Annotated in this window: 27 protein-coding genes; 20 read left to right on the forward strand and 7 right to left on the reverse strand. The window is 40.9% G+C overall.

What is annotated here, in order from left to right:
• Nucleotides 1-127: 127 nt before the first annotated feature.
• From J7E35_RS15695 to J7E35_RS15715, 5 genes are all read left to right on the forward strand, one after another.
• Complete coding sequence (locus tag J7E35_RS15695; RefSeq protein ID WP_214781245.1) at nucleotides 128-1,093, forward strand: YncE family protein; 966 nt, start codon at nucleotides 128-130, stop codon at nucleotides 1,091-1,093.
• A gap of 4 nt (nucleotides 1,094-1,097) precedes the next feature.
• Nucleotides 1,098-1,778 (forward strand): response regulator transcription factor, encoded by a 681-nt coding sequence (locus J7E35_RS15700; protein WP_214781247.1) that lies wholly within the window; start codon nucleotides 1,098-1,100, stop codon nucleotides 1,776-1,778.
• Nucleotides 1,775-3,178 (forward strand): sensor histidine kinase, encoded by a 1,404-nt coding sequence (locus tag J7E35_RS15705; protein ID WP_214781249.1) that lies wholly within the window; start codon nucleotides 1,775-1,777, stop codon nucleotides 3,176-3,178. Before J7E35_RS15700 ends, J7E35_RS15705 begins: the two co-directional genes overlap by 4 nt.
• A 112-nt stretch (nucleotides 3,179-3,290) precedes the next feature.
• A complete protein-coding gene (locus J7E35_RS15710) occupies nucleotides 3,291-3,764 on the forward strand; it encodes a FixH family protein (protein ID WP_214781251.1) in 474 nt (157 codons plus the stop codon).
• 416 nt (nucleotides 3,765-4,180) lie between these two features.
• Entirely contained in the window at nucleotides 4,181-4,915 is a 735-nt protein-coding gene (locus J7E35_RS15715) for a CAP domain-containing protein (RefSeq protein WP_214781253.1), read from the forward strand.
• A 169-nt stretch (nucleotides 4,916-5,084) separates the two neighbouring features.
• Here the strand turns inward: J7E35_RS15715 and J7E35_RS15720 are convergent, their stop codons facing one another.
• Nucleotides 5,085-5,558, reverse strand: coding sequence for an Hsp20/alpha crystallin family protein (locus J7E35_RS15720; protein ID WP_214781255.1), 474 nt, complete (start codon nucleotides 5,556-5,558; stop codon nucleotides 5,085-5,087).
• A 170-nt stretch (nucleotides 5,559-5,728) separates the two neighbouring features.
• Here J7E35_RS15720 and J7E35_RS15725 point away from each other — a divergent pair, with 170 nt between their 5' ends.
• A complete protein-coding gene (locus J7E35_RS15725) occupies nucleotides 5,729-6,508 on the forward strand; it encodes an SDR family oxidoreductase (protein ID WP_214781257.1) in 780 nt (259 codons plus the stop codon).
• A gap of 214 nt (nucleotides 6,509-6,722) precedes the next feature.
• Entirely contained in the window at nucleotides 6,723-6,869 is a 147-nt protein-coding gene (locus J7E35_RS15730) for a hypothetical protein (protein ID WP_214781583.1), read from the forward strand.
• 45 nt (nucleotides 6,870-6,914) lie between these two features.
• Here the strand turns inward: J7E35_RS15730 and J7E35_RS15735 are convergent, their stop codons facing one another.
• Nucleotides 6,915-7,475: a GNAT family N-acetyltransferase gene (locus J7E35_RS15735; RefSeq protein WP_214781259.1), complete on the reverse strand. Its 561-nt coding sequence runs from the start codon at nucleotides 7,473-7,475 to the stop codon at nucleotides 6,915-6,917.
• Between the two features lie 274 nt (nucleotides 7,476-7,749).
• Nucleotides 7,750-8,874: an amidohydrolase gene (locus J7E35_RS15740; protein ID WP_214781261.1), complete on the reverse strand. Its 1,125-nt coding sequence runs from the start codon at nucleotides 8,872-8,874 to the stop codon at nucleotides 7,750-7,752.
• Nucleotides 8,875-9,036: 162 nt separating this feature from the next.
• Here J7E35_RS15740 and J7E35_RS15745 point away from each other — a divergent pair, with 162 nt between their 5' ends.
• The 8 genes from J7E35_RS15745 to dapF all read left to right on the forward strand — a co-directional run bounded on the left by J7E35_RS15745 (nucleotide 9,037) and on the right by dapF (nucleotide 15,757).
• Entirely contained in the window at nucleotides 9,037-9,357 is a 321-nt protein-coding gene (locus tag J7E35_RS15745) for a DUF4870 domain-containing protein (RefSeq protein WP_214781263.1), read from the forward strand.
• A 175-nt stretch (nucleotides 9,358-9,532) separates the two neighbouring features.
• Nucleotides 9,533-9,733, forward strand: a complete 201-nt coding sequence (locus tag J7E35_RS15750) for a PLD nuclease N-terminal domain-containing protein (RefSeq protein ID WP_214781266.1) — start codon at nucleotides 9,533-9,535, stop codon at nucleotides 9,731-9,733.
• On the forward strand, nucleotides 9,733-10,641 hold the full coding sequence (locus J7E35_RS15755; protein WP_214781268.1) for an ABC transporter ATP-binding protein: 909 nt from the start codon (nucleotides 9,733-9,735) through the stop codon (nucleotides 10,639-10,641). The genes J7E35_RS15750 and J7E35_RS15755 overlap by 1 nt, the downstream gene beginning before the upstream one ends.
• Nucleotides 10,638-11,417 carry an ABC transporter permease gene (locus J7E35_RS15760; protein ID WP_214781270.1) on the forward strand — a complete coding sequence of 260 codons (780 nt, stop codon included), beginning with the start codon at nucleotides 10,638-10,640 and terminating at the stop codon, nucleotides 11,415-11,417. Before J7E35_RS15755 ends, J7E35_RS15760 begins: the two co-directional genes overlap by 4 nt.
• 263 nt (nucleotides 11,418-11,680) lie before the next feature.
• Nucleotides 11,681-13,072: a S8 family peptidase gene (locus J7E35_RS15765; protein ID WP_214781272.1), complete on the forward strand. Its 1,392-nt coding sequence runs from the start codon at nucleotides 11,681-11,683 to the stop codon at nucleotides 13,070-13,072.
• A 271-nt stretch (nucleotides 13,073-13,343) separates the two neighbouring features.
• Nucleotides 13,344-14,132 (forward strand): hypothetical protein, encoded by a 789-nt coding sequence (locus J7E35_RS15770; RefSeq protein WP_214781274.1) that lies wholly within the window; start codon nucleotides 13,344-13,346, stop codon nucleotides 14,130-14,132.
• A gap of 88 nt (nucleotides 14,133-14,220) precedes the next feature.
• Nucleotides 14,221-14,550: a four-helix bundle copper-binding protein gene (locus J7E35_RS15775; protein WP_214736363.1), complete on the forward strand. Its 330-nt coding sequence runs from the start codon at nucleotides 14,221-14,223 to the stop codon at nucleotides 14,548-14,550.
• Between the two features lie 226 nt (nucleotides 14,551-14,776).
• Nucleotides 14,777-15,757: a diaminopimelate epimerase gene (gene dapF, locus J7E35_RS15780; RefSeq protein WP_214781276.1), complete on the forward strand. Its 981-nt coding sequence runs from the start codon at nucleotides 14,777-14,779 to the stop codon at nucleotides 15,755-15,757.
• 25 nt (nucleotides 15,758-15,782) lie between these two features.
• Here the strand turns inward: dapF and J7E35_RS15785 are convergent, their stop codons facing one another.
• Nucleotides 15,783-17,615 (reverse strand): DNA ligase D, encoded by a 1,833-nt coding sequence (locus J7E35_RS15785; RefSeq protein WP_214781558.1) that lies wholly within the window; start codon nucleotides 17,613-17,615, stop codon nucleotides 15,783-15,785.
• 141 nt (nucleotides 17,616-17,756) lie between these two features.
• On the opposite strand from J7E35_RS15785, the gene ku reads away from it, so the two are divergent.
• Together ku and J7E35_RS15795 are read left to right on the forward strand one after the other, a co-directional pair.
• Entirely contained in the window at nucleotides 17,757-18,617 is an 861-nt protein-coding gene (ku, locus tag J7E35_RS15790; RefSeq protein ID WP_214781278.1) for a non-homologous end joining protein Ku, read from the forward strand.
• Nucleotides 18,618-18,736: 119 nt separating this feature from the next.
• Nucleotides 18,737-19,633, forward strand: a complete 897-nt coding sequence (locus tag J7E35_RS15795; RefSeq protein ID WP_214781279.1) for an NAD-dependent epimerase/dehydratase family protein — start codon at nucleotides 18,737-18,739, stop codon at nucleotides 19,631-19,633.
• Between the two features lie 41 nt (nucleotides 19,634-19,674).
• Here J7E35_RS15795 and J7E35_RS15800 read toward each other — a convergent pair whose 3' ends face one another.
• Nucleotides 19,675-20,727 carry a sulfite oxidase gene (locus J7E35_RS15800; protein WP_251009711.1) on the reverse strand — a complete coding sequence of 351 codons (1,053 nt, stop codon included), beginning with the start codon at nucleotides 20,725-20,727 and terminating at the stop codon, nucleotides 19,675-19,677.
• Between the two features lie 143 nt (nucleotides 20,728-20,870).
• Between J7E35_RS15800 and J7E35_RS15805 the strand changes: the two genes are divergently transcribed.
• The 3 genes from J7E35_RS15805 to J7E35_RS15815 are packed head-to-tail and all read left to right on the forward strand — an operon-like array spanning nucleotide 20,871 to nucleotide 22,373.
• Nucleotides 20,871-21,395 carry a hypothetical protein gene (locus J7E35_RS15805; protein ID WP_214781281.1) on the forward strand — a complete coding sequence of 175 codons (525 nt, stop codon included), beginning with the start codon at nucleotides 20,871-20,873 and terminating at the stop codon, nucleotides 21,393-21,395.
• A gap of 58 nt (nucleotides 21,396-21,453) precedes the next feature.
• Nucleotides 21,454-21,939, forward strand: coding sequence for a metallophosphoesterase family protein (locus tag J7E35_RS15810; RefSeq protein ID WP_214781282.1), 486 nt, complete (start codon nucleotides 21,454-21,456; stop codon nucleotides 21,937-21,939).
• A 38-nt stretch (nucleotides 21,940-21,977) separates the two neighbouring features.
• On the forward strand, nucleotides 21,978-22,373 hold the full coding sequence (locus tag J7E35_RS15815; RefSeq protein ID WP_214781283.1) for a cytosolic protein: 396 nt from the start codon (nucleotides 21,978-21,980) through the stop codon (nucleotides 22,371-22,373).
• A 33-nt stretch (nucleotides 22,374-22,406) separates the two neighbouring features.
• Here J7E35_RS15815 and J7E35_RS15820 read toward each other — a convergent pair whose 3' ends face one another.
• The gene (locus J7E35_RS15820) at nucleotides 22,407-22,718 is read right to left on the reverse strand and encodes a DUF6509 family protein (protein ID WP_214781285.1); all 312 of its coding nucleotides are present in this window, start codon (nucleotides 22,716-22,718) and stop codon (nucleotides 22,407-22,409) included.
• Between the two features lie 538 nt (nucleotides 22,719-23,256).
• Entirely contained in the window at nucleotides 23,257-23,877 is a 621-nt protein-coding gene (locus tag J7E35_RS15825; RefSeq protein WP_214781287.1) for a LysE family transporter, read from the reverse strand.
• Nucleotides 23,878-24,292 lie beyond the last annotated feature (415 nt).

Consider the following 24,292-nt stretch of genomic DNA (forward strand, 5'->3'; position numbering starts at 1 on the left):
CATACTTATGACTTGTCTCCTCGGGCGGCAAGTTTTTTCTTTTTACTTGGGTAGTTCGATTTCATAGAATTATCACAAATTAGAGATATAATATTGTGAGATACTTGTGAGAGAAAAGGAGTAAATAATGAAGCAGATTTTAGTAATTGCCGCAACGACTTTGACTGTTTTTTTATCTGCCTGCTCTTTGAAATCTTTTGAGCCCATACCAGGAGATTCTTCTTTTATTTCTACGATAAACATCAAGGAAATGACAATTTCATTCTATGACATGGAAAAAGATGAAAAGTTACCTGACTGGAATGTTGACCGCCCGTACATTGGAGGTCTGATCCTGCCTGACAAGGATACAATATTGCTTTATGGAAAGGCAGTGGATACGACAGACTTATATTCATTAAGCAAAGGGAAGAAGATTGATTCCTGGAAAACAGGAGAGGGAATAGTGAACGCATTATTAGTCGGAGATGGGACCGAAATAGCCTTTGCTGACCAGGAAAGAGACAGTGTGCGTTTTTTTGATATAGATGGAACAGAAGTGGATGAAGTCAAGGTAGAAAAAGAGCCGTTGACACTTCTTGAGGCTGAAAAAAACCTTTATGCAATCAGTTATAAACAAGAAATGCTTAGCATAGTGGATTTGGAAAATAAAGAGCGGCTTCCAGGGTTTAAGATTCACCCAGCTGCAGCCGGTGCGTTAATATGCAGGGAAAAAGGTGAGCTATGGATCGGGGGACATGGAAAAGGAACTGAAGTTGAGGAGCGGATACACATTTACGACCTTAATAATGGCCGTTTGAAAAAAGAGATTTCTGCTCCTGTCATGCCTGTGGATTTCACCAAGGATGAAGATGATATATTTGTCCTGAGCCATGGCTCTAATATGCTTTATAAATTAGCAGAGGACGGATCAAAGAAGGGTTCGATAAAGGTAGGTGCGAATCCGTTCGAAATTGACTTTTTTGCGAATAAGCTTATTGTTGCTGGTTATGACAGCAACGAGGTATATATAATCGACCCGGACAGCTTGTCAATTGAAAAAACGCTTGAAGTTGGCAACGGGCCATTCCAAATAGTGACTAGGGAGAGATAATAGGATGAATCCCATAAATGTTTTAATCATAGACGATGAAGAGGATATGCGCAATCTTGTCCAAATGTATCTCGAAAACTCTGGATTTAGGTGTGTCCATGCTGCAAATGGAGCAGAAGGATTGAGAAAACTGCATGAAGAAGATTTTGACCTCGTAATTCTTGATATTATGATGCCTTTTGAAGATGGCTTTGCCGTTTGTGAAAAGATACGTACCTTTTCACAAGTACCGATTATCTTTTTATCAGCTAAAGGCGAAGAATGGGATAAAGTTAGAGGGCTCCAGCTGGGAGGAGATGATTATATAGTCAAGCCTTTCAGCCCGGGAGAACTTGTAGCCAGAATCAATGCATTGTTAAGAAGAACATCTTTTGTCAAGAATGATGAAGACACAGTGACACTAGGCAAGATTAACATCGATAAAAAGGGAAGAAGGGTCAGTGTCGAAGGTGAAATTGTCACGCTTACCCTCAAAGAGTTTGAGTTGCTCGTTTTTCTGGTTCAGCACCAGGGCCAGGCCCTAAGCAGGGAGCAGCTTCTTGAATTTGTGTGGGGTATGGATTACCATGGCAGCTTGAGGACAGTCGATACCCACATCAAGACGTTGAGGATGAAATTGGGGACAGAAGACTATATTCAAACTATTTGGGGTGTAGGATATAAATTCGAGGTGCCGGCAACATGATCTCATTTTCAGACAGCCTGTTTAAAAAACTCTGGCTGACGGTCACAGCTACAATCCTGGTGACCGTATTGTATTCCTTTTTTTTATCCTATCTATTTTATGAAAAGCTCTATGTCGACATAGTTGAAGAGTCACTTATAGAAGAAGGGAACCGCCTTGCCAGTGACTATAAAGGCGGTCCATTAACCGATGAAATGAGGCAGCGAGTTGATTGGTATAATGAGAAATCAGAATCTGAGGTTTTTCTTGTCAGTAACCCAAAAGAGTTGAGCGCCTGCCTCCCTTATTCAATTGATTATGAAACATTGATTGGAAAGGAAGACCGTGAACTGCTTTTAAAAGGTGAACCAGTCATGAAATCAGGATTTGAAGAAAGGTTTGGCAGGAAAATCCTTGCTGTGGCAATACCACTCCTTGATAATAACCGACTCGAAGGAATTATATATTTATATGTTCCCCTTGCTAAAATATCCGAGTTAACTGTTGATTTCTCCTTTTTATGGCTTATAGGCGGAGTATTATTCATTATCATTGCCGCATTCCTAGGGTTTAAAATGCTTCACAGGCTTACCAGGCCTCTTGCTGCCATGAAGGATGCAGCCGAAAGAGTATCTGGAGGAGATTACTCTGCGCGTGTTAACATCAAGTCAGATGATGAAATTGGTCAGCTTGCTAAAGCCTTCAATCATATGTCTGAGTCTGTTCAGAGAGAGGATGAGAAAAAGAGGGAATTCCTCGCGGATGTATCTCATGAACTCAGGACTCCAATCAGCTATATAAAGGGATATAGCGAAGCACTCGAAACAGGAATGATAAAAGAAAATAATGAAAAAAATAAATATTTAAAGCTTATTAACAGAGAATCTGGCAGGATGGTAAAGCTCGTAGAAGATCTTCTCGATTTATCGAGACTGGATGCGGATGAATATCGTTTAATAAAAAATCCTTTTCCATTGGCACAGCTCATTGAGGATTTTATTATCAAATATGGTCCAGCGTTGAAAGAAAAGAATATCAGCTTAACACTTGAACTTGATCCAGATATTATCATTAACGGAGATGAAGGAAGACTTGAACAGATCTTCCAGAATATCATCGATAATTCGATTCGCTATACAGAGAGTGGCGGCAGGATTTCTGTCATACTTTCCAAGCATTCCTATGGATGTAAAGTTGAAATTAAAGACACTGGAATTGGAATCCCGGAAGAGGATGTCAACAAGCTAACTGAGCGCTTTTATAGAGTGAATAAGGCTAGATCGAGGGCCGATGGTGGTACTGGACTTGGTCTGGCTATTGTTGATAAATTAGTCAAGCTGCATGATGGTAAAATGGAGATAGCAAGTGAGCTAGGAGAAGGAACGACTATCGAACTCTATTTTCCGGCCTTGGAATTATAAAGTTTGGTGCTTGATTTCTTTTTTCTAAATGATTGTTCATGCAGTTAGCTCGACCTTTCGACTTATAAATCTTATAGGTTATACAACATTATTATTTTAAGGGGTTTATTGAATGAAACGATTTTTGCTTTTATTAATGACAGTATTAATGGGATTTTTAGCGACAGCTTGTGCACAACAGGAAGTAGAGGATGAACCGCAATTTCTGGATGTTCAGCTTAAAGTAAATCCGGAAAAGGCTCAATTAAATGAAGAAGTCACTTTCGAAGCTAAGGTTACTTATGGTACAGAAGAAGTAGAGGATGCCGACGAGGTGAAATTTGAAATCTGGCGTTCACAGGCAGAGGAACATGAAAAGTTAGTTGTGGAACACGATGAAAGCGGGATTTATCGCTTGAAGAAATCCTTTGGTGAAGAAGGAACCTATTATATTATTGCTCACGTTACAGCACGGAGGATGCATAACATGCCAAAGATTGAATTTGTGGTCGGCAGTCCAAGTGAGCCAGAGGAAAATGAGAAATCCACTGAAAAGGAAGATATGGATGAAAATGATACAGAAGCTCATGAAGAGAGTGGACATTAAGGGAAAGCGGCGATTGCCGCTTTTTTTCATGCAAATTACTTTCATAGGCTAATTGAAGTATGGATTGAGCATTGCCCTATACCGTGTAACATATTTTAATGATTGTCATATAAGTGAAAAAAATGTCATGAACCATGACTATCACAAAAACTGTCAATAATTTTATTTTTCCTATTTGTGGTCCAGGTGGTATTTATGAAAGTAATCAGGAAAATACTGCAATTAAAATAAACCATGTAAAACTTCATTGAAAGCCTTTGTATTCCTGAATTTTTGGGCTCAAGGAAAATATTCAGCGAAAATATTATTATATGAATAATAGTTTTCCCGTTTTATTCCAGGTTTATTACAAAAAACCCATGATATGATTAGTTTGCAAGAGAGAGATAAACTAAAATTTCGGGAGGAATTCGGGAATGAAGAAGAAAATGATTCTTACAGCCTTTGCAGCCGCAGCATTATTCGCAGCAAATCCAGCTATGGATAAAGCAAATGCATCTACTATACAGTCAAAAGTTTACTATTATCAGAGTGGTAACTTAAGTAATGAACAAATCAATTCTATTTTACAAAAGTATTTTAAGAACTATCAATTTTCTTGGAAACAGGCTCAGCAAGCCAAACCTAACGTCCAGGAGCCTGTAAAAACTACTGCGCCAACAAACGTACAAGAGCCTGTAAAAGCACCAACACCAGCACCAGCACCAGCACCAGTACAGGAGCCAGCTAAAGCCCCTGCTCAAGAACCTGCTTCAGCACCGGTCTCTTCAGCTGTTAGCGCTTACGAGCAAAAAGTGGTAGAGTTGACAAATCAGGAGAGAGCCAAGAATGGTTTAAAGCCACTTGCGCTTGATACTGAGCTAAGCAAAGTAGCGAGGGAAAAATCCCGCGATATGCAAAACAAAGGCTACTTCAGCCACACTAGCCCAACTTATGGTTCACCTTTCGATATGATGAAGAAGTTTGGAATATCATACCGTTCAGCTGGTGAAAACATTGCTATGGGTCAGCGTACTCCAGAAGAAGTTGTAAATGCATGGATGAACAGTTCCGGCCATCGTGCGAATATCTTAAACTCAAGCTATACACACATTGGTGTAGGCCATGTGGCAACAGGCAACTACTGGACACAAATGTTCATTGGAAAATAATAAATTGAAAAGAGCAGCCATCAGGCTGTTCTTTTTTTATTTTTCGTAAACAATATTGGGGTGTATGCCGATTCCTGTCTGGTCGCTTCTTGATTTCTTCCAGATGTAATGCGAACACGAAATGTTCAAAAGCCAACATTCCATGAAAAAATCCAAGTTTTTAGGATGATCAGGTTGAAATGTCGATTTCAGCATATTGCATATCAACAATTTTTTGCAGTCTTAGTTCCAGAACACCATCCCGGTAGTTTGCTGCTGCTCCCTTACGCTTGACGGTTGCTGGCAATACTAGTGTGTGTTTATCTGATAGATCAGGAATGTGTTCAATGATTACCTGGTTCGAGGTATAGAACAGTTTCATTTGTTTTAACAGGTCTTCATCTTTTAGCGGTATCCTTACAAAAACAAAATCATGAGTTTCAAACATTTCCGCTTTTAGTCCAGTGTTCGGTTTGGCTGGTTCAGATGGAGGTTGCTGCTGCATCCCTTTGAGCCATTCTTCAGGCTTTAACATCCCTTGCATATTTGGCTGGAGCATTTTGCCCATCATTTGCTGGACATAATTTTCGATTTCATCTGGTTTCATTTCCAAAAACTTTTTCTGTGTATTTCGATCAAACGGCAATAGATTCCAAGGAAACAATTATATCCCGCCTTTCAAGCAGACCATCTTCGATATGAATATTATATGCAGGCACCGGCCCAGCGGTTAAAGTCCACTTGGTGTGTGTGTATAAAGGTTAAAAGTTGCAAAACAGCTAACTTCTTTTTAGTATAGGGATAAGCAATCTAACGAAGATGAGGGGTACAGTTGTGGAAAATAAAACTGCTTTGATTACCGGAGGTGCCACCGGTTTAGGAAGGCGAACAGCACTGCAGCTTGCTGCCGAAGGAACAAATATAATTATTAATTATCGTAACAGTAAAACAGAGGCTGAACAGCTTGCTGAAGAATTATCGAATCGGTTCAACACAAAGAATCTTTGTGTTCAGGGAGATATCACCATCTATGATGACTGTAAGAAAATTGTATCGCAGGCCTTGAAGGAATTCACTGCGGTTGATATAGTCGTTCATAATGCAGGACCATACATTTCTGAAAGGAAAAAAATGGCTGATTATCATGTTGATGAATGGAGTTACTTAATTAATGGCAACTTAAATGCAGTTTTCTATTTATCTAATTTGCTAATACCATCGATGAGGGAACGGAAGTGGGGAAGAATCATTACAGTTGGTTTCGACAGAGTCGAGTCGGCTCCCGGGTGGATTTACAGGTCTGCTTTCGCGGCAGCAAAGTCAGGATTAGCTTCTTTGACAAAGACACTCGCACTGGAAGAAGCGGAAAACGGGATTACTGCCAATATGGTCTGTCCCGGTGACATTACAGGGGAGTGGAAAGAGAGAGCAATCAGCGAATCCTTAGACTCCATCGACACTTCAGTACCGGTAGGCAGACCGGGGACCGGGGAGGATATATCGAGAGTTATAAGCTTCCTTGCGAATGATGATTCAAGTTTCATAACCGGCAGTATCATCCCTATTACAGGAGGAAAAGATGTGCTGGGAAAAGCTTTTCGTGAAAATCCATAGAATGGACCGCAAAAACGCCAGCTGGCGTTTTTTTTTTTTTTTTGAAACGGGCTATCAATATGCTGAAAGTTAATGAATAAAACCTGATTGAATAACATGAAACAGGATGGGAAAACTACTAGCAATTAGCAATAAAAATGAATGGAATTATCTAATTATTATTAGTATTTAGTTTAATCGAGCGGGGGTGGTTAAAATGGGAATAGGGTTTAACATGAATAGGATAAACCCAAACCAGACGCAGGTTTTCTTTGAGGATGGACGGTATGAAACAATGACAGATGCCGAACTAGAAAAATTCCTGTCTGAAGCTTCCTTATCGGAACGGGAAGAAGAAACAGGGCAGGATCTGCTCCATTAGAAAACGCCCTGTTCATTTTTCAGGGCGTTTTTATATGGTATTAAATTATGCCTCCAGCAATTGGGCAGCTCCCTCTTCCTGGATGCCAGACCGTTTCAGGTATAGAGTATATTGATCTTTTGGAATTTCATATAAATCGTAAATCTCTCCATTAGCATTTAACTGGTCATAAATGTGCTTGCGCGTTTCGTTCGCTTTTACTACAAAAGGCAGTTTTTCTGCCGCTTTAATGGAACGGATATTCACTTTCCTGATGCGCATAAAAATCGTTTCGATCCCTAGTTCATAAAATAATTCCTGGAAGAAAGCATCCTTGGCCAATGTATTGTACCCTTTTCCATGGAATGGTTTCCCGAGCCATGTACCTAAGAATCCGGCTCCTTCCTGGATATCAAAAAGATTGATCGTGCCGATTGGAGCTCCCCACTCATCAAGGATGGTACGGGAAATCAGTTCCCCTTGCTCTTCGGCTTCAATTGTTTGCTTTGTGACAAATACGAATTCTTCATATGAATGTGCCTTCTGGCGCACAAAAGGGAAGACCTCCGGATGCGCCATCAGCTCAAATAATTCATGGCAATCATGCAGATCGCGTTTCTTGAGCATTTTGTATCCCTCCATGCAGGGCAGTCCTATCTCGTGCGAATGTAACTGCACGGCCACCCTCGAAATTTTTTGTAAGTTGCTAAAAAATTTCGGGGTGGGAATCGAACCCACTAGAACCAGGATACTGGTGGCGCACCATTTGCCTTCCCTAATCACTTTGCTTTATGAAATTTTATTTCCAAAGAGTATAATACAGGATATTTTCAAAAAAGAAAATAGGTTTTTCACCCTTTTTTTCTGTGTTTTTTTGGCAAGAATCTACACCGGATTTCGACTAATTTTGATAAACGATCTTACCATTGACCATTGTCCACATTGGCTTTGCGCTGAAGTGGAATGGATGTTGGTTCCAAAGGACCAGATCAGCATCTTTCCCATGCTCGATACTGCCGACACGATCATCAACCCGCAGATTCCTTGCTGGCAAAATTGTAATTCCTTCGAGTGCTTTTTGTTCGGATAATCCTTCCCTTACTGCGATGGACGCACAAAGATTTAAGTACTGGATGGGGGTGTATGGGTGATCAGTCGTGACAGATACTTCAACACCATGGTCAGTCAGTTCCTGATAGGTTTTCCAGCTCTTATTCTTAAGTTCCACCTTAGAGCGGCGGGTAAGTGTTGGACCTACCGAAACTTTCAAATTAAGGCCTGCCAGCTCTTCTGCAATCAAGTGGCCTTCCGTACAATGCTCAATTCGCAAATCCAGGTTGAATTCATCCGCAAACCTGATCGCAGACATGATATCATCTGCTCGATGTGCATGGATCCGGACAGGGATTTCCCTGTTCAATGCTTTAATGATCGGCTTAATCCTCAAGGAGTCAGGATTTTCGGCATTCATCGCCTCGTAAAAAGCTTCCCTCAGCATCCCCATGATTCCCATTCGGGTGATGGAATCTTTATTCCCCATACTATGGATTCGTTTTGGGTTCTCACCCAGAGCAATTTTAAGTCCTGCTGTTTCCTGAATGATCATATTCTTAATGTTTTTTCCAGCCGTTTTAATGACAGATGTCGTTCCCCCAATTACATTCGCACTCCCTGGCATAACATGTGCAGTGGTTATACCATATTTAAGGGCATCGCCAAATGCGGGATCGAGCGGGTAAACACCGTCAATCGCCCGAACATGGGGACTCATCGGTTCAATCGTTTCGTTGGCATCATTTCCGGCCCAGCCTGTACCTTCATCATAAAGGCCGAGATGAGTATGGACATCGATGAAGCCTGGCAGCAAAAAGTTATTATCGCACTCAATAAGCTCGTCACCAGGCTCAATCGCAATATCAGTTTCGATTTTGCTTATTATTCCATCCTCTATGAGAACATCACAATTTGAGCTTGGCTCAGAGGTAATTGGCATTACATTCGCATTCCTAAGTAGTATCCTGTTCATTTTCCATCCTATCCTGTATTTATTTTTTTGCACACTGGCATGGATCAAGGGTGTAAAAAGTACACATTATTTTTCATTATAAAGAAAAAATACGCTAATTATGAAACTTTTTTACACCTTCTCCGTAAATTTAACTATAAGAGTATTGGAGGGAGAAAGACAATGCCGAAAAATGATGAAAGACTTATTGCAGCAGGCATTTATGTTATAAGCTTTTTTACTGCATTTCTTGGGCCGCTGATTATCTGGCTGATTAAAAAGGATGATTCCAGCTATATTGATTACCATGGAAGGGAATATATGAACTTCTTTATTTCTTATACTATTTATGGCATCGTCAGCGGAATTCTTGTCATCCTGTTGATTGGGATCTTCATGTTATGGATCATCGGGATTTTAGCGATGGTATTTACCATAGTAGGTGCAATAAAAGCGTATGAAGGACAGGAATATCGAATCCCATTCATTTTCAGGATTCTTTAATATGGCTTTTAAAAATGTCCGGCAGTTAGTTGCCGGATTTTTTTTGTTGATAGATTTTTTACATATTAGGTCTCGCTTTCCGAAAGCTTAATATAAAATTTTTTTTTGAAAATGTTTGAACGATTTTTCCCTTCAGCCGTCTTATGGGTGTAAAACAAATGAGGGGGTTGTCAGAATGGAATTATTCTTTGATTTAAATTGGGCTTTACTTGCACCTATATTGATCATTCAGGTGATTTTATTAATTGTTGCACTGGTTGATCTTATAAAGATAGAAAAAACAAATGGTCCTAAATGGGTGTGGGCTATTGTTATATTAGTGGTTAACATCATCGGGCCTATCCTGTATTTCGTGATTGGAAGGAGAAATCAATAATGCCCTTAGTCCGAGTTGAAAATTTGGAGAAGAGTTTTAAAGACTTGCAGGTGATCAAGGGATTGGATTTCGAGCTCGAAAATGGGAAATGTGTAGCGTTAATCGGAGCAAATGGTGCAGGGAAAACGACCACTCTTAAAATGCTCTCCGGGCTTCTTGAGCCAAGCAATGGGGTGATTTCATTTGTGGGACAAAAGCAGGGCGGTGACCATCGACGATTGATCGGTTATCTTCCGCAACATCCTGTATTCCATGACTGGATGACGGCGAAAGAGTTTCTTGAGTATGTTGGGAAGCTATCAGGATTGAATTCAAAGGAATCGAAGGAACGGTCCGCTGAACTTCTCGAGCTTGTGGGCATTGCAGATGCAAAAAACAGGAGGATCGGCAAGTTTTCTGGCGGGATGAAGCAGCGGCTGGGGATTGCCCAGGCAATCATACACAGGCCGAAACTGATCATGCTGGATGAGCCAGTTTCCGCCCTGGATCCATTTGGAAGAAGAGAGGTCCTAGAACTGCTGGAGAAGCTAAAGAAGGAGGCGACTGTATTATTTTCCACCCATATTCTTAATGATGCGGAAGAAGTGTGTGAAAGCATTCTGTTTCTCCACAATGGTCAAATTATTGAATCTGGAACAATGGATGAATTCAGGGAGAAATATCACCAGTCAAAAATCGATCTTGTTTTCAGCCAGAATGCCTCGAGCTTTTTAAAACATCTTTCAGAACATCCACAAATCGATTCCATCCAAATTGAAGTCAATAAAGCGAGTATTTACACGGAAGACCTTGAAGCAGTCAAAGAGGTTATACTGAGCCAGGCAGCCAGAGAGAACTGGCCGCTTACTAAATATGAAATTGGTTCAATCAGTCTGGAAGATGTGTTCATGAAGGTGGTGGGAAAATGAAGCAGTGGTTCACTTTACTAAACAAAGAATTCCTTGAGATGGCAAGGAACTACAAATGGATCTGGATGCCAATCACTTTTATTTTGCTTGGGGTGATGGACCCGCTAACCACCTATTACTTGCCAGAGATTCTTAATTCCGTCGGCGGTCTTCCGGAAGGTGCAGTATTCGAAATGCCCGAACCTTCCGCTCAGGAGGTGTTTATCATGAGCTTGGGAGAGTTCCAGATGATTGGAATACTGGTAATCGTCCTTTCCATGATGGGAACAATTGCAGGTGAGAGAAAGAGCGGTGTCGCACAGCTGATCCTCGTAAAGCCAGTTTCCTATTTCTCTTATATTACTTCAAAATGGGCAGCGGCACTTATATTAATACTCCTATCATTGTTCCTGGGTATGCTGGCAAGCTGGTATTATACTGGCGTTCTGTTTGAGTTTATTCCATTTGGCTCTTTCATGGAATCGTTCGGACTATATGCATTATGGCTAGTACTTGTATTGTCCTTCGTAATCCTTTGCAGTGCTTTGTTCATGCAGCCAGTCGCAGCTGGTATGGCAGCCCTTGTTACAGTCTTTATTTTTACGATAATAGGAGGCTCCTTCCAGCATCTGCTAGAATGGAGCCCGACACAGCTCCTTACCTATGTTTCTGAGAGATTGATTACCGAAAAGTGGCCAGAGCATGTCTGGCCAGCGACAGGGGTCACTTTATCAATGACAATTTTATTTGTTGTATTGGCAATATATATTTTTAAAAGAAAAGAACTTGCAGATTGAGATCTGGTCAATGACCAGATCTTATTTTTTTGCTAGTACGGAAGAACTGTTTTTACTAAATTTATGTCGAATTATTTAGATAATTAAATTGTTAAATTGATTCTTTAAACATATTTAAATGGATATTAGTTTCAAAAACAGACTTATGAATAATAAAATATACCTAATTTTCTGGATAAATACTGGTTTTAGATGTCGAATTCATTATATTGCTAAAGTTTGATTTTTAAATATAATGAAAATTAAGAAAAAGGAGGGGTAATATGTCGACAAGAAAAAAACTTTATGCAGGAACACTCGCTGTCCTTTTGGGAGCCGCTACCATTTTTAATGCAGGCGTAACAAAAGGAGAAGCAGAAACAAATACAGAAAATACATACCTTGTCATTTTTAAGGACCAGCAGGGGCTTCCAGCTGGGTATGCGGATGCGATCAAAAAAGCCGGCGGCCAAGTGGAAGATAAATTGGACAAGCTTGGTGCTGTAGAGGTTACCTCTAAAAATGCCAACTTCCTGAATGAAGTGAAGAAATCATCTCTTGTTTTAGAGGCTGGTGTAGAGAATACTGTTTATCCTGAACAAACGATTGAAGGAGAGACAGTAGCAGTTGAAGACCTCACTGAAGGTGCAGATTTCTATAATCAGTTTATGTGGGATATTAAGCAAGTAACAAATAATGGTGAATCATGGAACCTTCCAGGGGGAACTGGATTATCTGTTGATGGTGAAGATATCGTTGTAGGCGTAATCGACACAGGCATTGACTATAATCACCCTGATTTAAAAGATAATTACGCAGGCGGTAAATCATTTGTACCTGGATATTCTGACCCAATTGACCAGAACAGCCACGGAACCCATGTTGCTGGATCAATTGCGGCAAAAGGTGAAGCGCTTGGTGTAGGACCTGATCTTAAAGTAGCCTCATACAGAGTATTTGGTCCAACTGGCGGAGCAGCTACTTCCCATATTGCCGAAGCTCTAATGACAGCAGCAGACGATAACGTCGACGTTGTCAACATGTCTCTTGGCGGGTATGACTGGTTCCAGGATCCAGCGTATGCAACGAACGACATCGTCGCTGATGTTCAATTGTTCAATCGTGCAATCCAGTACGCAATCAAGAAGGGTGTAACAGTTGTCGGCTCTGCAGGAAACAACGGTGTCGATCTTAGCAGCCCAGGAAAATTGTCAGGTGATGACACTGGTGCTACTCACAGAAGCCCTAGCAGCCAGACGATGATCAGAGTTTCCGCTGGCGGTGCTTTAAAGAATCTTGCATTCTACTCCAACTATGGCGTTGGTAAAATCGATGTAATGGCTCCTGGCGGCGACCTAGGACCGAATTATGATCCTGTTACTCGTACTGGAAGAGATAATAGTTACCTTGCTTACAGCACTGTACCTGTACTTGATCCAGATACAAAGGAAGTCATTGGTCATGGATACGGCGCAAAAGGCGGAACTTCAATGGCAGCACCAAAAACTGCAGCTCTTGCAGGTGTGGTAATCGCCAAACACGGTAAGGACAAATTGACTCCAGCTCAAGTCAAGGCAATCATCCAAAACTCAGCTGAAGATCTTTTCAAACCGGGTTATGATGAGCAAACTGGCTATGGTCTGATCAATGCAGTAAATGCGCTGAAAATGAAATAATCTAATGCAAAACCGGATGGGATGGACTCCTGTCCGTTTTTTTATGGTTAAGGAAATTATAAAGTTATTGAGTTGTAGATAATTCTATGAACTTTTCTTCTGAGTCGTCTCTAAAAATGCCACGATACCTATTAGAATGGCGAAGCAAGGACATGTTCGAACACTATGATTAATCGAAAACAGCCTTAGCCGAAAAAAGGCAGAATGATTATGCACTTCGATTAATAGACTTAGAGTGACGAAATAGATTTTCTTCGAGGAGATAATAGATATGAGTATACGGCAATATTATCAGCAGACAGCCTATATCAGCTTAAACGGTTCCATTATATCAGCAGGTATTCTTACATTGATTTTGGCGGCAAGCCTGCTGTTTTCATGGAATATACCTCTGTTCCTGGTAGCAGTACCGTTCTTGCTTTTAGTCTTCCTCCACTACAATCACTTTATATTATATAAACAAAAATCAGAAGAGAGCGAGGAAGCATTCCACCGGTATGATGATAAACAACTATTTGAGCAAAACCACCTTCTCATCGCCTTTTCTCCTGCGCCTGCAATAAGGCTGCTCTTTTTTACTCCCGACGGAATGCTGGCCGGAGAATTAAGAGAACTCACTATTAGAAGGTTCCGTTGGTTTATCCCTTATTTTGCAGATAAAAGAATAATGAAAGAAATTGGAATCTATGACTCCAAAGGAAATCTGCAAGGAAAGCTGAAACAAGAGCGATATAGATATAAAATGCTAAATGCACAAAATGATGTAATTGGTATGTTTTTTCCAAAGAAGAACACCAAAGTGACTATTGGTTCGGCTGTCTTGGGTGGAGAGCAGTTGAAAATCGAAAAAACCCCTGGTCTGACTCATGATTATAAATTTGTCCGGGAAGACGGCAACACAACAGCCAGGCTGCAAAAAGGGTGGATGCCATTGGAATGGACCAGGTTCTTTAAAGAAGCCAATATCCCTGTGTTAACTTTGGACTATACGATGGGTGAGGAAGAGCGGATGGCTGTATTTGCTGCTCTCGCAAATCTTTATATGTATTACAACCATTAGTTTGAAAATTATTCCATTTTTGAAAGTTTCGTTTATTTTGGACTCCAAGAGGTTAACAAATAGATAGAAACTAGAAGGAGGCTGGGACATGGTAAACCAACAATATCAGGATTGTATCCAGGCATGCATAGAATGTATTGAAGCCTGTAATGTATGTTTTGATTCCTGTTTAAAGGAAGAGAATGTAAAAATGATGGCAGAATGTATCAGAATGGACAGGGAATGTGCAGAAATTTGCGGTATGGCAGTCACTGCAATGCAGACAAACAGCCACTTTGTGAACCAGATTTGCGGTTTGTGTGCAGAAATTTGCGAAGCTTGCGGCAATGAATGCAAAAAGCATGACCATGATCATTGCCAAAAATGTGCCGAAGCCTGCTTTAAATGTGCGGAAGAATGCAGACGAATGGCATCATAAAACAAGAAGAACCAGCAACCCAAGCTGGTTCTTTTTATGTATGAAAAAGGGAATAGGCTAAACTGAAAATGAGGGAATCTGCATTGCCCGAAATCCGCTCGGGAAGTCTAAAACAGTAAGCAGAAGCTCAGCCAAAAGAAAAATAATCTCTGACGACTTTCAATATTGAACAATTCGAGCTTTTATGGCATCTTGTAATATAACGAAGGTTTTTGGGGGCGTAAGTATGTTAATTGATTTGATTAAATGTCATGGATCAAATAATGATTTTTTATTGATAGATGAAACCGACCGTAATTATAAATTTGATGATTTTAAAAGGCGTGATCTAGCGCTGGCGCTTTGTGACAGGGAATCGTCACTGGGTGCGGATGGAATTCTGTTCATCCGTCCAAGCAAGGTTGCAGACGCCCAGTATCGGATTTTTAATTCTGACGGTACAGAGGCATCCATGTGCGGCAATGGCCTTCGCTGTGCAGGACGTTATGTCTGTGAGAAGCTTGGCGTGGATGAAGCCGTGATTGAAACGATGAAAGCCAACCTCAAGGTGAAGAAGCATGAGGAAATTTTCAGTGATATCCCAACTTACCAGGTGGAAATATCACCGGTAACTTTTGACCTGAAGGATTTGCCGTTAGTGCTCAATCAGGAAAAACTGATTCAGGAGAAGATTCCGCAGTTATCTGAGGAATTGACGTTTACAGCTCTTGCAGTGCCAAATCCTCACCTGACAGCTGTAGTCAGCAAAGAGCAATTGGAATCCGATTTGCAGACGAGGTTGAGTGAAAAGGTAAACAATCCTAATGATTTATTTCCTGATGGTGTTAATGTCAGCTTCATAAGGCTCCTTGAAAAGGGGAGTATCTTTGTCAGGACATATGAAAGAGGCGTTGGCTATACGAATGCTTGTGGAACAGCGATGTCGGCCTCCACACTTGTCACTTGCCTGATGGGTGAGAATGACCTTGGCCAGCCAATCAATGTCTATAATAATGGCGGAATGGTTCAATGCGCTGTCCATAAAGAAAATGATACTTATACCATCGAATTGATCGGCAATGCGACTTTTGTATATTCTGCTCAAATTGAAGTTGATTTTTCAAATAAGGGATTACTTGAGGAAATACTGGAACAGGAAGATTTCAACGAAGATATCCTGTACGGCAGACTGCAGGAGCATGCTAAAAAGTATCTAAGCCAATTTTAAACGAAAAAAATCCTGAGGAGCTTCCTCAGGATTTTTTTGACTTCAAAACATTCAGGACCGGTTCGAAATTCTGCGCTGTTTTTGCAGCAAAATAAGTCCTGAACGGACAGCCTGACTTTTGCACACGCTCGATGATTGTGCCTAGATGGAAATCCTCAAGTCTTAAATTCTCATTCACTTCTTCCCAAAATAACGGAGTGGCCACACCTGCATGTGATTTTCCGCGAGCGGAATAGGGGCTGACAATCGTTTTGCCTTCAGAATGCTGGATGTAATCCACATATAATCGGTTGCCCCTGTTTTTCTTCAGCCGTTCGATCGTAAACGATTCCGGCTCTTTAGATACCAGGTAGTTCGCGATAAAGGAGGTGAACAACCTTGTATCATCGTAGCTATAACGGTTATCCGGGAGCGGGATATACACCTGGAGTCCTTTGTTCCCTGAAGTTTTTATAAAGCTGATCAGCTTTAATTCATCCAGGACCTCTTTGATATAAACGGCAGCTTTAATCGCTAAATGGAAATCGTCCCTCGATGGCGGGTCAAGGTCAAAGACGATTTCATCAGGCCCTTTGCTGTTGATTGTCTGGAAGGGAATATGAAACTCAATGGCAATTTGATTACCGAGCCAAAGCAAGGTTTTCATATTATTGCAGACAATATATTCAATTCCTTCAGATTTTGCAGTCTGGACAAAAGCCGGTGCATAATCAGGGACGTTTTTTTGGTAAAAGGCTTCGCCAAACATCCCGTGAGGATAGCGGATCACTGTTAACAGCCGGTCCTCCAGGAATGGAAGCATATAGGGGGAAATCTCCCTTAAATAATGGATGTAATCCATCTTTTGGATCGGCGGTTCTTCCCAAATCGGCTTATCGGGATGGGTGACTTCAATATCCGGAGGCAGATTCTTTTGTTGGAAAACAAACTTTTCATAAGTGCAGGTATCTGGACTTAAATCGAAACGAAACTGATGAAAATGAGGCTCACGAAGTTGGTCCTCATAGATTTCCAGATACTTTACATCAAGGCAAATGCCTGGTTCCACATAAATGAACTGAGTATCTTCATCACTTTTATTTTGTTTGATGATTTGATGGAGGGCATTTTTTTCCTCGGGCTTGAATCCGAAGATTACCAGGCCAATTTGATGTATTTTTGAATCCCTGTAAACTGAGATATAAAAGTAACCGTTTGATTTCTCATAAGCCGTGACAAAGCAGGAAACATACTTCCAGTTCTTCGATTTAATCCATGTTTCTGTCCGTTTTCCTTCCTCCCATCTGCTGTTGTATTGCTTGGCAATGATCCCCTCTCCATCGTAAATGACGATTTTTTCCCATAAGCTTTTCAAATCCGTTTCACTCGGAATAAGCTGGACCAAGTCTGGGTTTTGATGATTGGGAGAGAGAGGCAGCCCAATCTCGGAAAACAGGGATTGAAGGTTTGTCCGCCTGTGGTTGTAACTCTCAGATGCTATATTTTTTCCTTTTACCTTCAAAAGGTCGAAAACCATCAGCCTGCATGGATTCCTGTCAGCTTCGGCTTTGATTTTTTCCTTTGATCTCATTCTTCCCCTGATTTGGATTGCCCCGAAATTGGCTTTATAAGGGTTCTCTAAATAAACTAGCTCAGCGTCTAATGTCAGAGGCAGATATGGCTGGAACTTTTCCTTGTTGGCAGTAAGGAACACTTCTAATTCTGGGAACAAAGGAAGCAGCGGTTTTCCATTGCGGCTTGTCAATTCAATTTCTGAATCCCATGTCAACAAGGCACGAAAGCCGTCAAATTTGATCTCATAACGCCATTCATTCCCCTGCGGCGTTTCAAATGCCAGTGTAGGGAGCATTGGTTTCAGCATTTTTCCCCATCCTTTCACACCAGTGACTATTTATATTGTTCCTGTTTGGCTCCATCCTAGTACACTGGGAAATGTTTTAATGCATGATAAAACAATTATTAAGCAAATTAGTATTAAAACGATAAGGTGGAGAATGTAATGCATACAATCTGGAAAGGGAGCATCAGCTTCGGGCTTGTCAATATCCCGGTCAAGCTTCATGCTGCGACTGAGGATCGGGACATCAAGCTGAGAACTCTTCATAAAGAATGCCACTCGCCAATAAAATATGAGAAAACTTGTCCAGTGTGCGATGTTGAAGTGAAAAACGAAGACATCGTTAAGGCTTATGAATACACAAAAGGTAAGTTTGTCGTTCTTGAAAATGAGGATCTTGAAGCGTTAAGGAAAGAAAATGAAGATAAAGCCGTGGAAATAATCGACTTTGTAAAAATTACGGAAATAGATCCGATTTATTTTCAGCGCAGCTATTTCATGTCTCCGAACGAGGGCGGCGGTAAGGCCTATTCTCTACTCAGGAAAGCTCTTGAAGAATCGCAGAAGGTGGGAATTGCCAAAATAATCATTCGGGCAAAGGAACAACTTGCAGTTGTACGCGTCTATAACAATACACTCGTCATGGAGACCATCCATTTCCCGGATGAAGTCAGAAACGCAGTAGATGTCCCGAATGTACCAGAAGAAGATAAAGTGACGGAAAAGGAGCTGGCTACTGCCATCATGCTCATTGATCAGCTGACAACCGAGTTTGATGCAGAAAAGTACAAGGATGATTATCGTACCGCTTTATTGGAACTTATCGAAGCAAAGCGTACGGGCAAAGAAATGGTCACTCCTACCGAAAAAGAGCCAGTCTCCAATGTTACAGATCTTATGGCAGCGCTTCAGGCTTCTATCGACCGTACCAAGCCTGAGAAAAAGAAAGAGCCAGCGCCAGCCTCAGCAAAGAAGAAGAAAACAGCCGCTAAACCAAAGGCTAAGGAAAAGAAACAAGCTTAAAGAAACAAGCACAGATTACACAGCCGGCCATCACTATGTGGCCGGTTTTTGTTTGGATTATTTTTAAAGGAGAATCCGGAGCTTAAGAAGAATAAATTTATAGTGAAGGGGGATTATCGATGAGAAAAATTCTTGTACTTGGAGGAACCCAGTATTTTGGAAAAAAGCTGGTGCAAAAGCTGATAAAGAATGGTGATGAGGTAACGATTGCTACCAGGGGAATGAAAAATGACCCTTTTGGTGAAAATGTTAAGCGGCTGGTAATTGATCGGGAAAAGAAAGAGACGATGGCAGCAGCCTTCGAAGGAAAAGAATGGGACCTTGTGTATGACCAATCCTGTTTTTCGCCAATGGAGGCGAGAGATACAGTAGAGGCATTGAAGGGGAAAGCGGCCCGCTATATTTTCACCTCTACTCAAGCTGTATATGACTTTGGCACGCTTCATACAGAAGGCAATTTTAATGCTTTTACATATCCAATAGAATACAAAAGCCGAAAGGAATACCCAGGGTATGAAGGCTACAAAGAGGCAAAAAGAGCCTCAGAAGCGGTATTCAATCAGCTTGGTTATTTTGAGGTCGTTTCCGTCCGGTTCCCAATTGTCGTTTCGGAAGACGATTACACAGAACGCCTGAAGTTCCATGTAGATAAAATACTTTCAGGACAACCAATAGGCATGCCAGACCCTGATTTGCGCTACAGTTTCATCCACGCTGATGAAGCCGCAGATTTTTTGTTGGATATCGGGAAGTCAAATTTTGAGGGACCAATCAATCCTGGATCTTCCGGAGATATTAGTTTGAAAGAATTGGTTGATAAAATAGCTTTGCTGGCCAATAAAGAAGCAATCGTGAAGGATACCACTGAAAACGGAACGGTCTCTCCGTATGCATTGCCTGGATCCTGGTCGATCGACACTGCACTTGCAGCTGGTCTGGGCTTTAAATTTACCGAACTAAATCAATTATTGGATCAATTGTTCATCTATTATATTGAACTGAATGATATGCATTAAAATAAACCAAGGCGCAAAGATACTCTGCACCTGGGTTTTCTTCATTCTGCCTTTACAGTAATTTGCATAACTGCATTGTATCCATACCCTTTCTCGTTCCAGACAGCTTCTGAAGGCTGGGTTTTACCTTCGGTATCGGTTGCCCGGACTGATATATGATATGAATTTCCATATTTAAAAAACTTCGCGTAACTCCATGAAACAGTTTGATGTTCCACAGTGGGGGTATCCAGTCTGGCTTGCTCCCAATTAGCTCCATTATCAAAGCTTATTTCCACCTTTGCGATGACCCCGGAACCTGTCCAGGCGATCCCTCTGATTTCGCAGGTTCCGCTTTTAACTAACTGTCTATCAAGTGGCTGCTGGATTGTTGAATTCACTCTGTTTATAGTGACTGGCTCAGTTGTGCCGTTTTTATAATAATAAACATAATCATCACTCTGAAAGGGCCCTTTAAATTTGTCTTTAATCAATATGATTTCATTTAGCCATTTAACAGACGCCATCCCGTACCACCCTGGAACAATCAGCCGGAAAGGAAAACCGTGTTTATGGGGGATGGGTTTCCCGTTGTACTCATATGCGATCATTACTTCAGGATCTAGGGCCTTGGCAATTGGTAAACTTCTTTCAAAGTGGATCCACTTGCTGTTCTTGATGCCTGCGTCTCTTCCTCTAAAAACAACATCAGATACACCTTCTTTAATTCCGGTGTACTCAAGCAAGGTTTTCAAAGGAACTCCCTTCCAAATTCCCTCACCCATCGCACCATCTTCCCACTGCTCTCCAAAGACTTTTTCTTTGAAGTATGCCCTCTTATTACCTGAACATTCAATGAGCACCCTATTGGATTTAGATGCCAGCTTCAAAAATTCAGAGTAATTGAATTGTAAAGTGTGATCAACTGAGCCGGAAATTGTCAGCGTGAATGACTCTGGTGTTAAAATCGGATAAGAAAAGTGATTCCGGCGGTAAAATAGAGGCTCAGCAACCGGCTGAAGAAAAGAAACAAAGTTAATCAGAGTTTCCTGATTTTCAGGGATAAGGCTTCTTGTTGTTAAGTAAGGACGCACCTTTCCAAAATTCAAGTACATATTCATTCCTCCTCATCGTTAATTTATTGCTGGGACGCAAATGGAAGAACATTAAAAAGGTTTTTCGGGATGGGTGTCAAATAATATTAATAATAGGTTCAGTGGCGGAATATAAACGACGAGTTCTAACAGGGGGCAGGCAAATGGAGAAAAAAAGCACATGGAAACTTATGGTTCTACCTGTAAGTCTGTTCTTACTGGCGTTTGGGTTATATGCAGGTTATACAATGTGGGAGAAAAGGAGTCATCATGAAGCCAGGGATGAAAGCAACCTTAAAAACGGAGGTCAGACTGTCGCGTTATTTCAGGAGAATTCAGAGCATGAAAACTACTCAACAGTTGGCGGCTTCATTCGTGAATTTCATACTAAATATAATGATACTCTTGGTTGGGGAAGGATAGATACGGTTGAATGGGAGGAGCAAAGGGAGATCGCTTCTGAAATCATCTCAGTTTTGGCAACTGTCGAAACTGACAATACTGCCCTCCAGGCTGATTTTGATACGATATCCAATTATTCAAGAACCATTGAAGATGGGATAAAAGATAAGAAAATCTTACTTCAGCTTCACCGATATTTTCATGACCTCGATATCGAGTTCAATAGTTATAATGATACGAAAGATTATTTTAATGTGACAAAATATAAAGATCCTGAAAAAGGTTAATCCATTCTCACCAGGGTACCATAAAAGGGGATGGCAGGCGAAGGGAGTGTGTCGAGCCATGAAAATAGTTGTCATTTCTGACACTCATATGCCAAAAAAAGCAAAGCAGCTGCCTGAGAAACTGCTCAATGACCTGCAAGATAGTGACTATATTATTCATGCTGGCGATTGGCAGACCGTGGAGCTATATAGCGAGTTAAAACAGTTTGGCCCGGTTATCGGCGTGACCGGCAATGTAGATGGACCCGAACTGAAAAAACTGCTCAAAACAAAAGAAATCCTCGTGGCAGGTGATTTCCATATAGGGATAGTCCATGGACACGGCACCGGGAAAACTACCGAAAAAAGGGCAATTGAAACATTCGCAGCCGATGAGGTAGATTGCATAGTATATGGTCATTCGCATATCCCCGTCCTCAAGGAAATCGGTGGTGTGATTGTCTTTAACCCAGGATCACCGACTGATAAAAGGAGACAGCAGCAATTCTCTTATGGTATCCTGACTGTCGAAGAAAGAATTATCGCAAAGCATATCTTTTTTTAGATCCACTATGTAAATTCGAGACAGGAGGTAATTCAACAATGAAAACCTTTGATGTGAAATTTCACGCAGAAGATCAAGTAGAAACAATGAAGGTTCAAAAATTAAGCAGCGAGGATTATGAGCAGGCTACAGAGGGCGGTACACGCCATTTATTTGACCTTGATACGAATATTGGTTTCTTTGTCTTTTTTGATGCGGAAGATAAAGATGGCAAGGTCTATTATTTAATGCTCCAATATGAGGAGCAGAAGGAAGAACCATCGAATTGCTACGGCTTCGAACTGAAGGATTTCTATGAGTTTTCAGCATTATACTTGAATGATCTGGAATTTACTGAAGAACTTAACGAAGAAGAGGGGGAGCTTGGACCTGTTCAGCATCTTGCTCATCTCCTTTATCACATCGTTGAGGAAGGAAAGGCAGTAGAAGTATAAGTAAAATAAAAAAGAGCAGGAATCTGCTCTTTTTTATTTTGTTTCCTCTTCATTTTCTTCCTCAGCGGGCAAGTTTTCCTCACAATACTTTTTCACTTGCAGCACTTCATCTTCCTCAAGTTCAAAATCAAGAACCTTTTCCGTTTCCTGTTCAATAAAATAGCTCTGCAGGATCCGTCTCTCTTCGCCGTTCACCAAAAAAAGCACCTTCAAAAGTAAGCCTTTTTCAGTATAGAGCTCGTCTTCTTCGTCTACCTCGATATTTAGGAAATATTCATATCTGCTCCCTGACAGAAGTCCAAATGGATCCTCAAGAAGCTCGACAGTATGTCCGGTAATATTCATGAATGCTCATCCTTTTAATTTTGTCACCTCTATTATATATCGAAAACATCAAAAACAATCAAGGAATTCGAAGCAAAGGGAAGATTGCCGGATAAAAGGCAGCTTTCAGGACTTAATGAAAACGGAGCAGTATGTGGAAATCGCAACCTGGAACAAAACAGGTGTTTATTAGCCCATTGCAAGTACTGGAACGGAGACCGGTGACATACCAGCGATTTAAAAACAAAGAAATTATTGTGACAGCTTTTAAGGGGACGCAGTCAAAGCTGTCAAGAAACCTCCGTTATTGAGACAGCTTTTCAGGAAACGTAGTCAAAGATGTCAAGAAACAGCCTTTATTGAGACAGCTTTTCAGAAAACGTAGTCAAAGCTGTCAAGAACCAGCCTTTATTGTGACAGCTTTTCAGGAAACGCAATCAAAGCTGTCAAGAAACATCCGTTATTGTGACAGCTTTATAGGAAACCCGGTCAAAGCTGTCAAGAACCAGCTGTTATTGTGACAGCTTTACAGTATGTGAGATGCATTGGGCACTCTTTTTTAAAGAAAAAGCTTCAACGCCTGATATCCGAAGAATAAGGCAAAGCCAATTAGTGATATTCCTGATAGGAGGGAAATAATCGTAAGCAACCTTGTGGTAAGCAGCTTTCGGAAGCTGCTGGAAATTGCGGCCATAACGATATCCCAGAGAATAAGGCCGAGAATGATCCCAAAGCTGTAAATGACTAGTTCGCCAGTGCCGTACGAGGAAGCAGTCTTGGCAAGGACTGATCCGTAAATTCCGAGCCAAAATAAGATGGTGAGCGGGTTAGAAATGGACATGATAAAGCCGGATAAAAAAGACTTAAAACCGGATTCCTCACTTCGATTATCCATGACGATTTTGCCAGAGCCGATAATTGTCTCAATGCCTGTATACATCAAGACAAAGAATCCGAACAGCCAGAGAAATGATTGCATGAACGGTGTCTCGAGGTATTTAACTACACCCAGATAGACAGTCAGCATGTAAATGATATCAGCTGTCAGTGCGCCCAGGCCAAGAAGCCATGCCTGAAAAAAACCACTCTTGATCCCTTTGTCCATCTGTGCGGCATTAACAGGGCCAATCGGGGCGGCCAGTGATAATCCAAGGAAAATATAACCCAAGAAAACATTCACTTTTTAATCCTCCAATAGTCAAATCGTAATTTGCTTGTACTATTTCTATTCATACTTATGGAGGCGTACAACCTATTTTTACAAAAATAATTTCTTTTTTTAGGGCAGTCTTAATAAATTTAAAATGAAAAGAATATACTAGTAACTGTTGCGCAGGCTACTGCAGATGTGTCACTTTTGGTAAAAATAAGAAAGTGTGGTAAAATGGAATAGATATCAACTTTCGGATCATTCATTTATTATAAAAAGTTTCATTTGCCGGCTTTTTATAATAAATGAATTTTTTTATCAATCGAACGATGATAAGGTCTTTTCGAATGTTTTGCTGCTTTATAAAGTCCAGAATAAACTGGGATTATTATTGAAAGCCTGCAAAAATGAAAAGGGCCATTATTAAACTATAGGAGCGTGAGGA

Origin of the sequence: Bacillus sp. ISL-45 (assembly GCF_018613195.1) — a bacterium.
Taxonomy (GTDB): Bacteria; Bacillota; Bacilli; order Bacillales; family Cytobacillaceae; genus Mesobacillus.

Coding starts and splice junctions, on each gene's coding strand:
- J7E35_RS15695 (WP_214781245.1), top strand. CDS start 128: ATGAAGCAGATTTTAGTAATTGCCGCAACGACTTTGACTGTTTTTTTA.
- J7E35_RS15700 (WP_214781247.1), top strand. CDS start 1,098: ATGAATCCCATAAATGTTTTAATCATAGACGATGAAGAGGATATGCGC.
- J7E35_RS15705 (WP_214781249.1), top strand. CDS start 1,775: ATGATCTCATTTTCAGACAGCCTGTTTAAAAAACTCTGGCTGACGGTC.
- J7E35_RS15710 (WP_214781251.1), top strand. CDS start 3,291: ATGAAACGATTTTTGCTTTTATTAATGACAGTATTAATGGGATTTTTA.
- J7E35_RS15715 (WP_214781253.1), top strand. CDS start 4,181: ATGAAGAAGAAAATGATTCTTACAGCCTTTGCAGCCGCAGCATTATTC.
- J7E35_RS15730 (WP_214781583.1), top strand. CDS start 6,723: ATGAATAGGATAAACCCAAACCAGACGCAGGTTTTCTTTGAGGATGGA.
- J7E35_RS15735 (WP_214781259.1), bottom strand. CDS start 7,475: ATGCTCAAGAAACGCGATCTGCATGATTGCCATGAATTATTTGAGCTG.
- J7E35_RS15740 (WP_214781261.1), bottom strand. CDS start 8,874: ATGAACAGGATACTACTTAGGAATGCGAATGTAATGCCAATTACCTCT.
- J7E35_RS15745 (WP_214781263.1), top strand. CDS start 9,037: ATGCCGAAAAATGATGAAAGACTTATTGCAGCAGGCATTTATGTTATA.
- J7E35_RS15750 (WP_214781266.1), top strand. CDS start 9,533: ATGGAATTATTCTTTGATTTAAATTGGGCTTTACTTGCACCTATATTG.
- J7E35_RS15755 (WP_214781268.1), top strand. CDS start 9,733: ATGCCCTTAGTCCGAGTTGAAAATTTGGAGAAGAGTTTTAAAGACTTG.
- J7E35_RS15760 (WP_214781270.1), top strand. CDS start 10,638: ATGAAGCAGTGGTTCACTTTACTAAACAAAGAATTCCTTGAGATGGCA.
- J7E35_RS15765 (WP_214781272.1), top strand. CDS start 11,681: ATGTCGACAAGAAAAAAACTTTATGCAGGAACACTCGCTGTCCTTTTG.
- J7E35_RS15770 (WP_214781274.1), top strand. CDS start 13,344: ATGAGTATACGGCAATATTATCAGCAGACAGCCTATATCAGCTTAAAC.
- J7E35_RS15775 (WP_214736363.1), top strand. CDS start 14,221: ATGGTAAACCAACAATATCAGGATTGTATCCAGGCATGCATAGAATGT.
- dapF (WP_214781276.1), top strand. CDS start 14,777: ATGTTAATTGATTTGATTAAATGTCATGGATCAAATAATGATTTTTTA.
- ku (WP_214781278.1), top strand. CDS start 17,757: ATGCATACAATCTGGAAAGGGAGCATCAGCTTCGGGCTTGTCAATATC.
- J7E35_RS15795 (WP_214781279.1), top strand. CDS start 18,737: ATGAGAAAAATTCTTGTACTTGGAGGAACCCAGTATTTTGGAAAAAAG.
- J7E35_RS15800 (WP_251009711.1), bottom strand. CDS start 20,727: ATGTACTTGAATTTTGGAAAGGTGCGTCCTTACTTAACAACAAGAAGC.
- J7E35_RS15805 (WP_214781281.1), top strand. CDS start 20,871: ATGGAGAAAAAAAGCACATGGAAACTTATGGTTCTACCTGTAAGTCTG.
- J7E35_RS15810 (WP_214781282.1), top strand. CDS start 21,454: ATGAAAATAGTTGTCATTTCTGACACTCATATGCCAAAAAAAGCAAAG.
- J7E35_RS15815 (WP_214781283.1), top strand. CDS start 21,978: ATGAAAACCTTTGATGTGAAATTTCACGCAGAAGATCAAGTAGAAACA.
- J7E35_RS15820 (WP_214781285.1), bottom strand. CDS start 22,718: ATGAATATTACCGGACATACTGTCGAGCTTCTTGAGGATCCATTTGGA.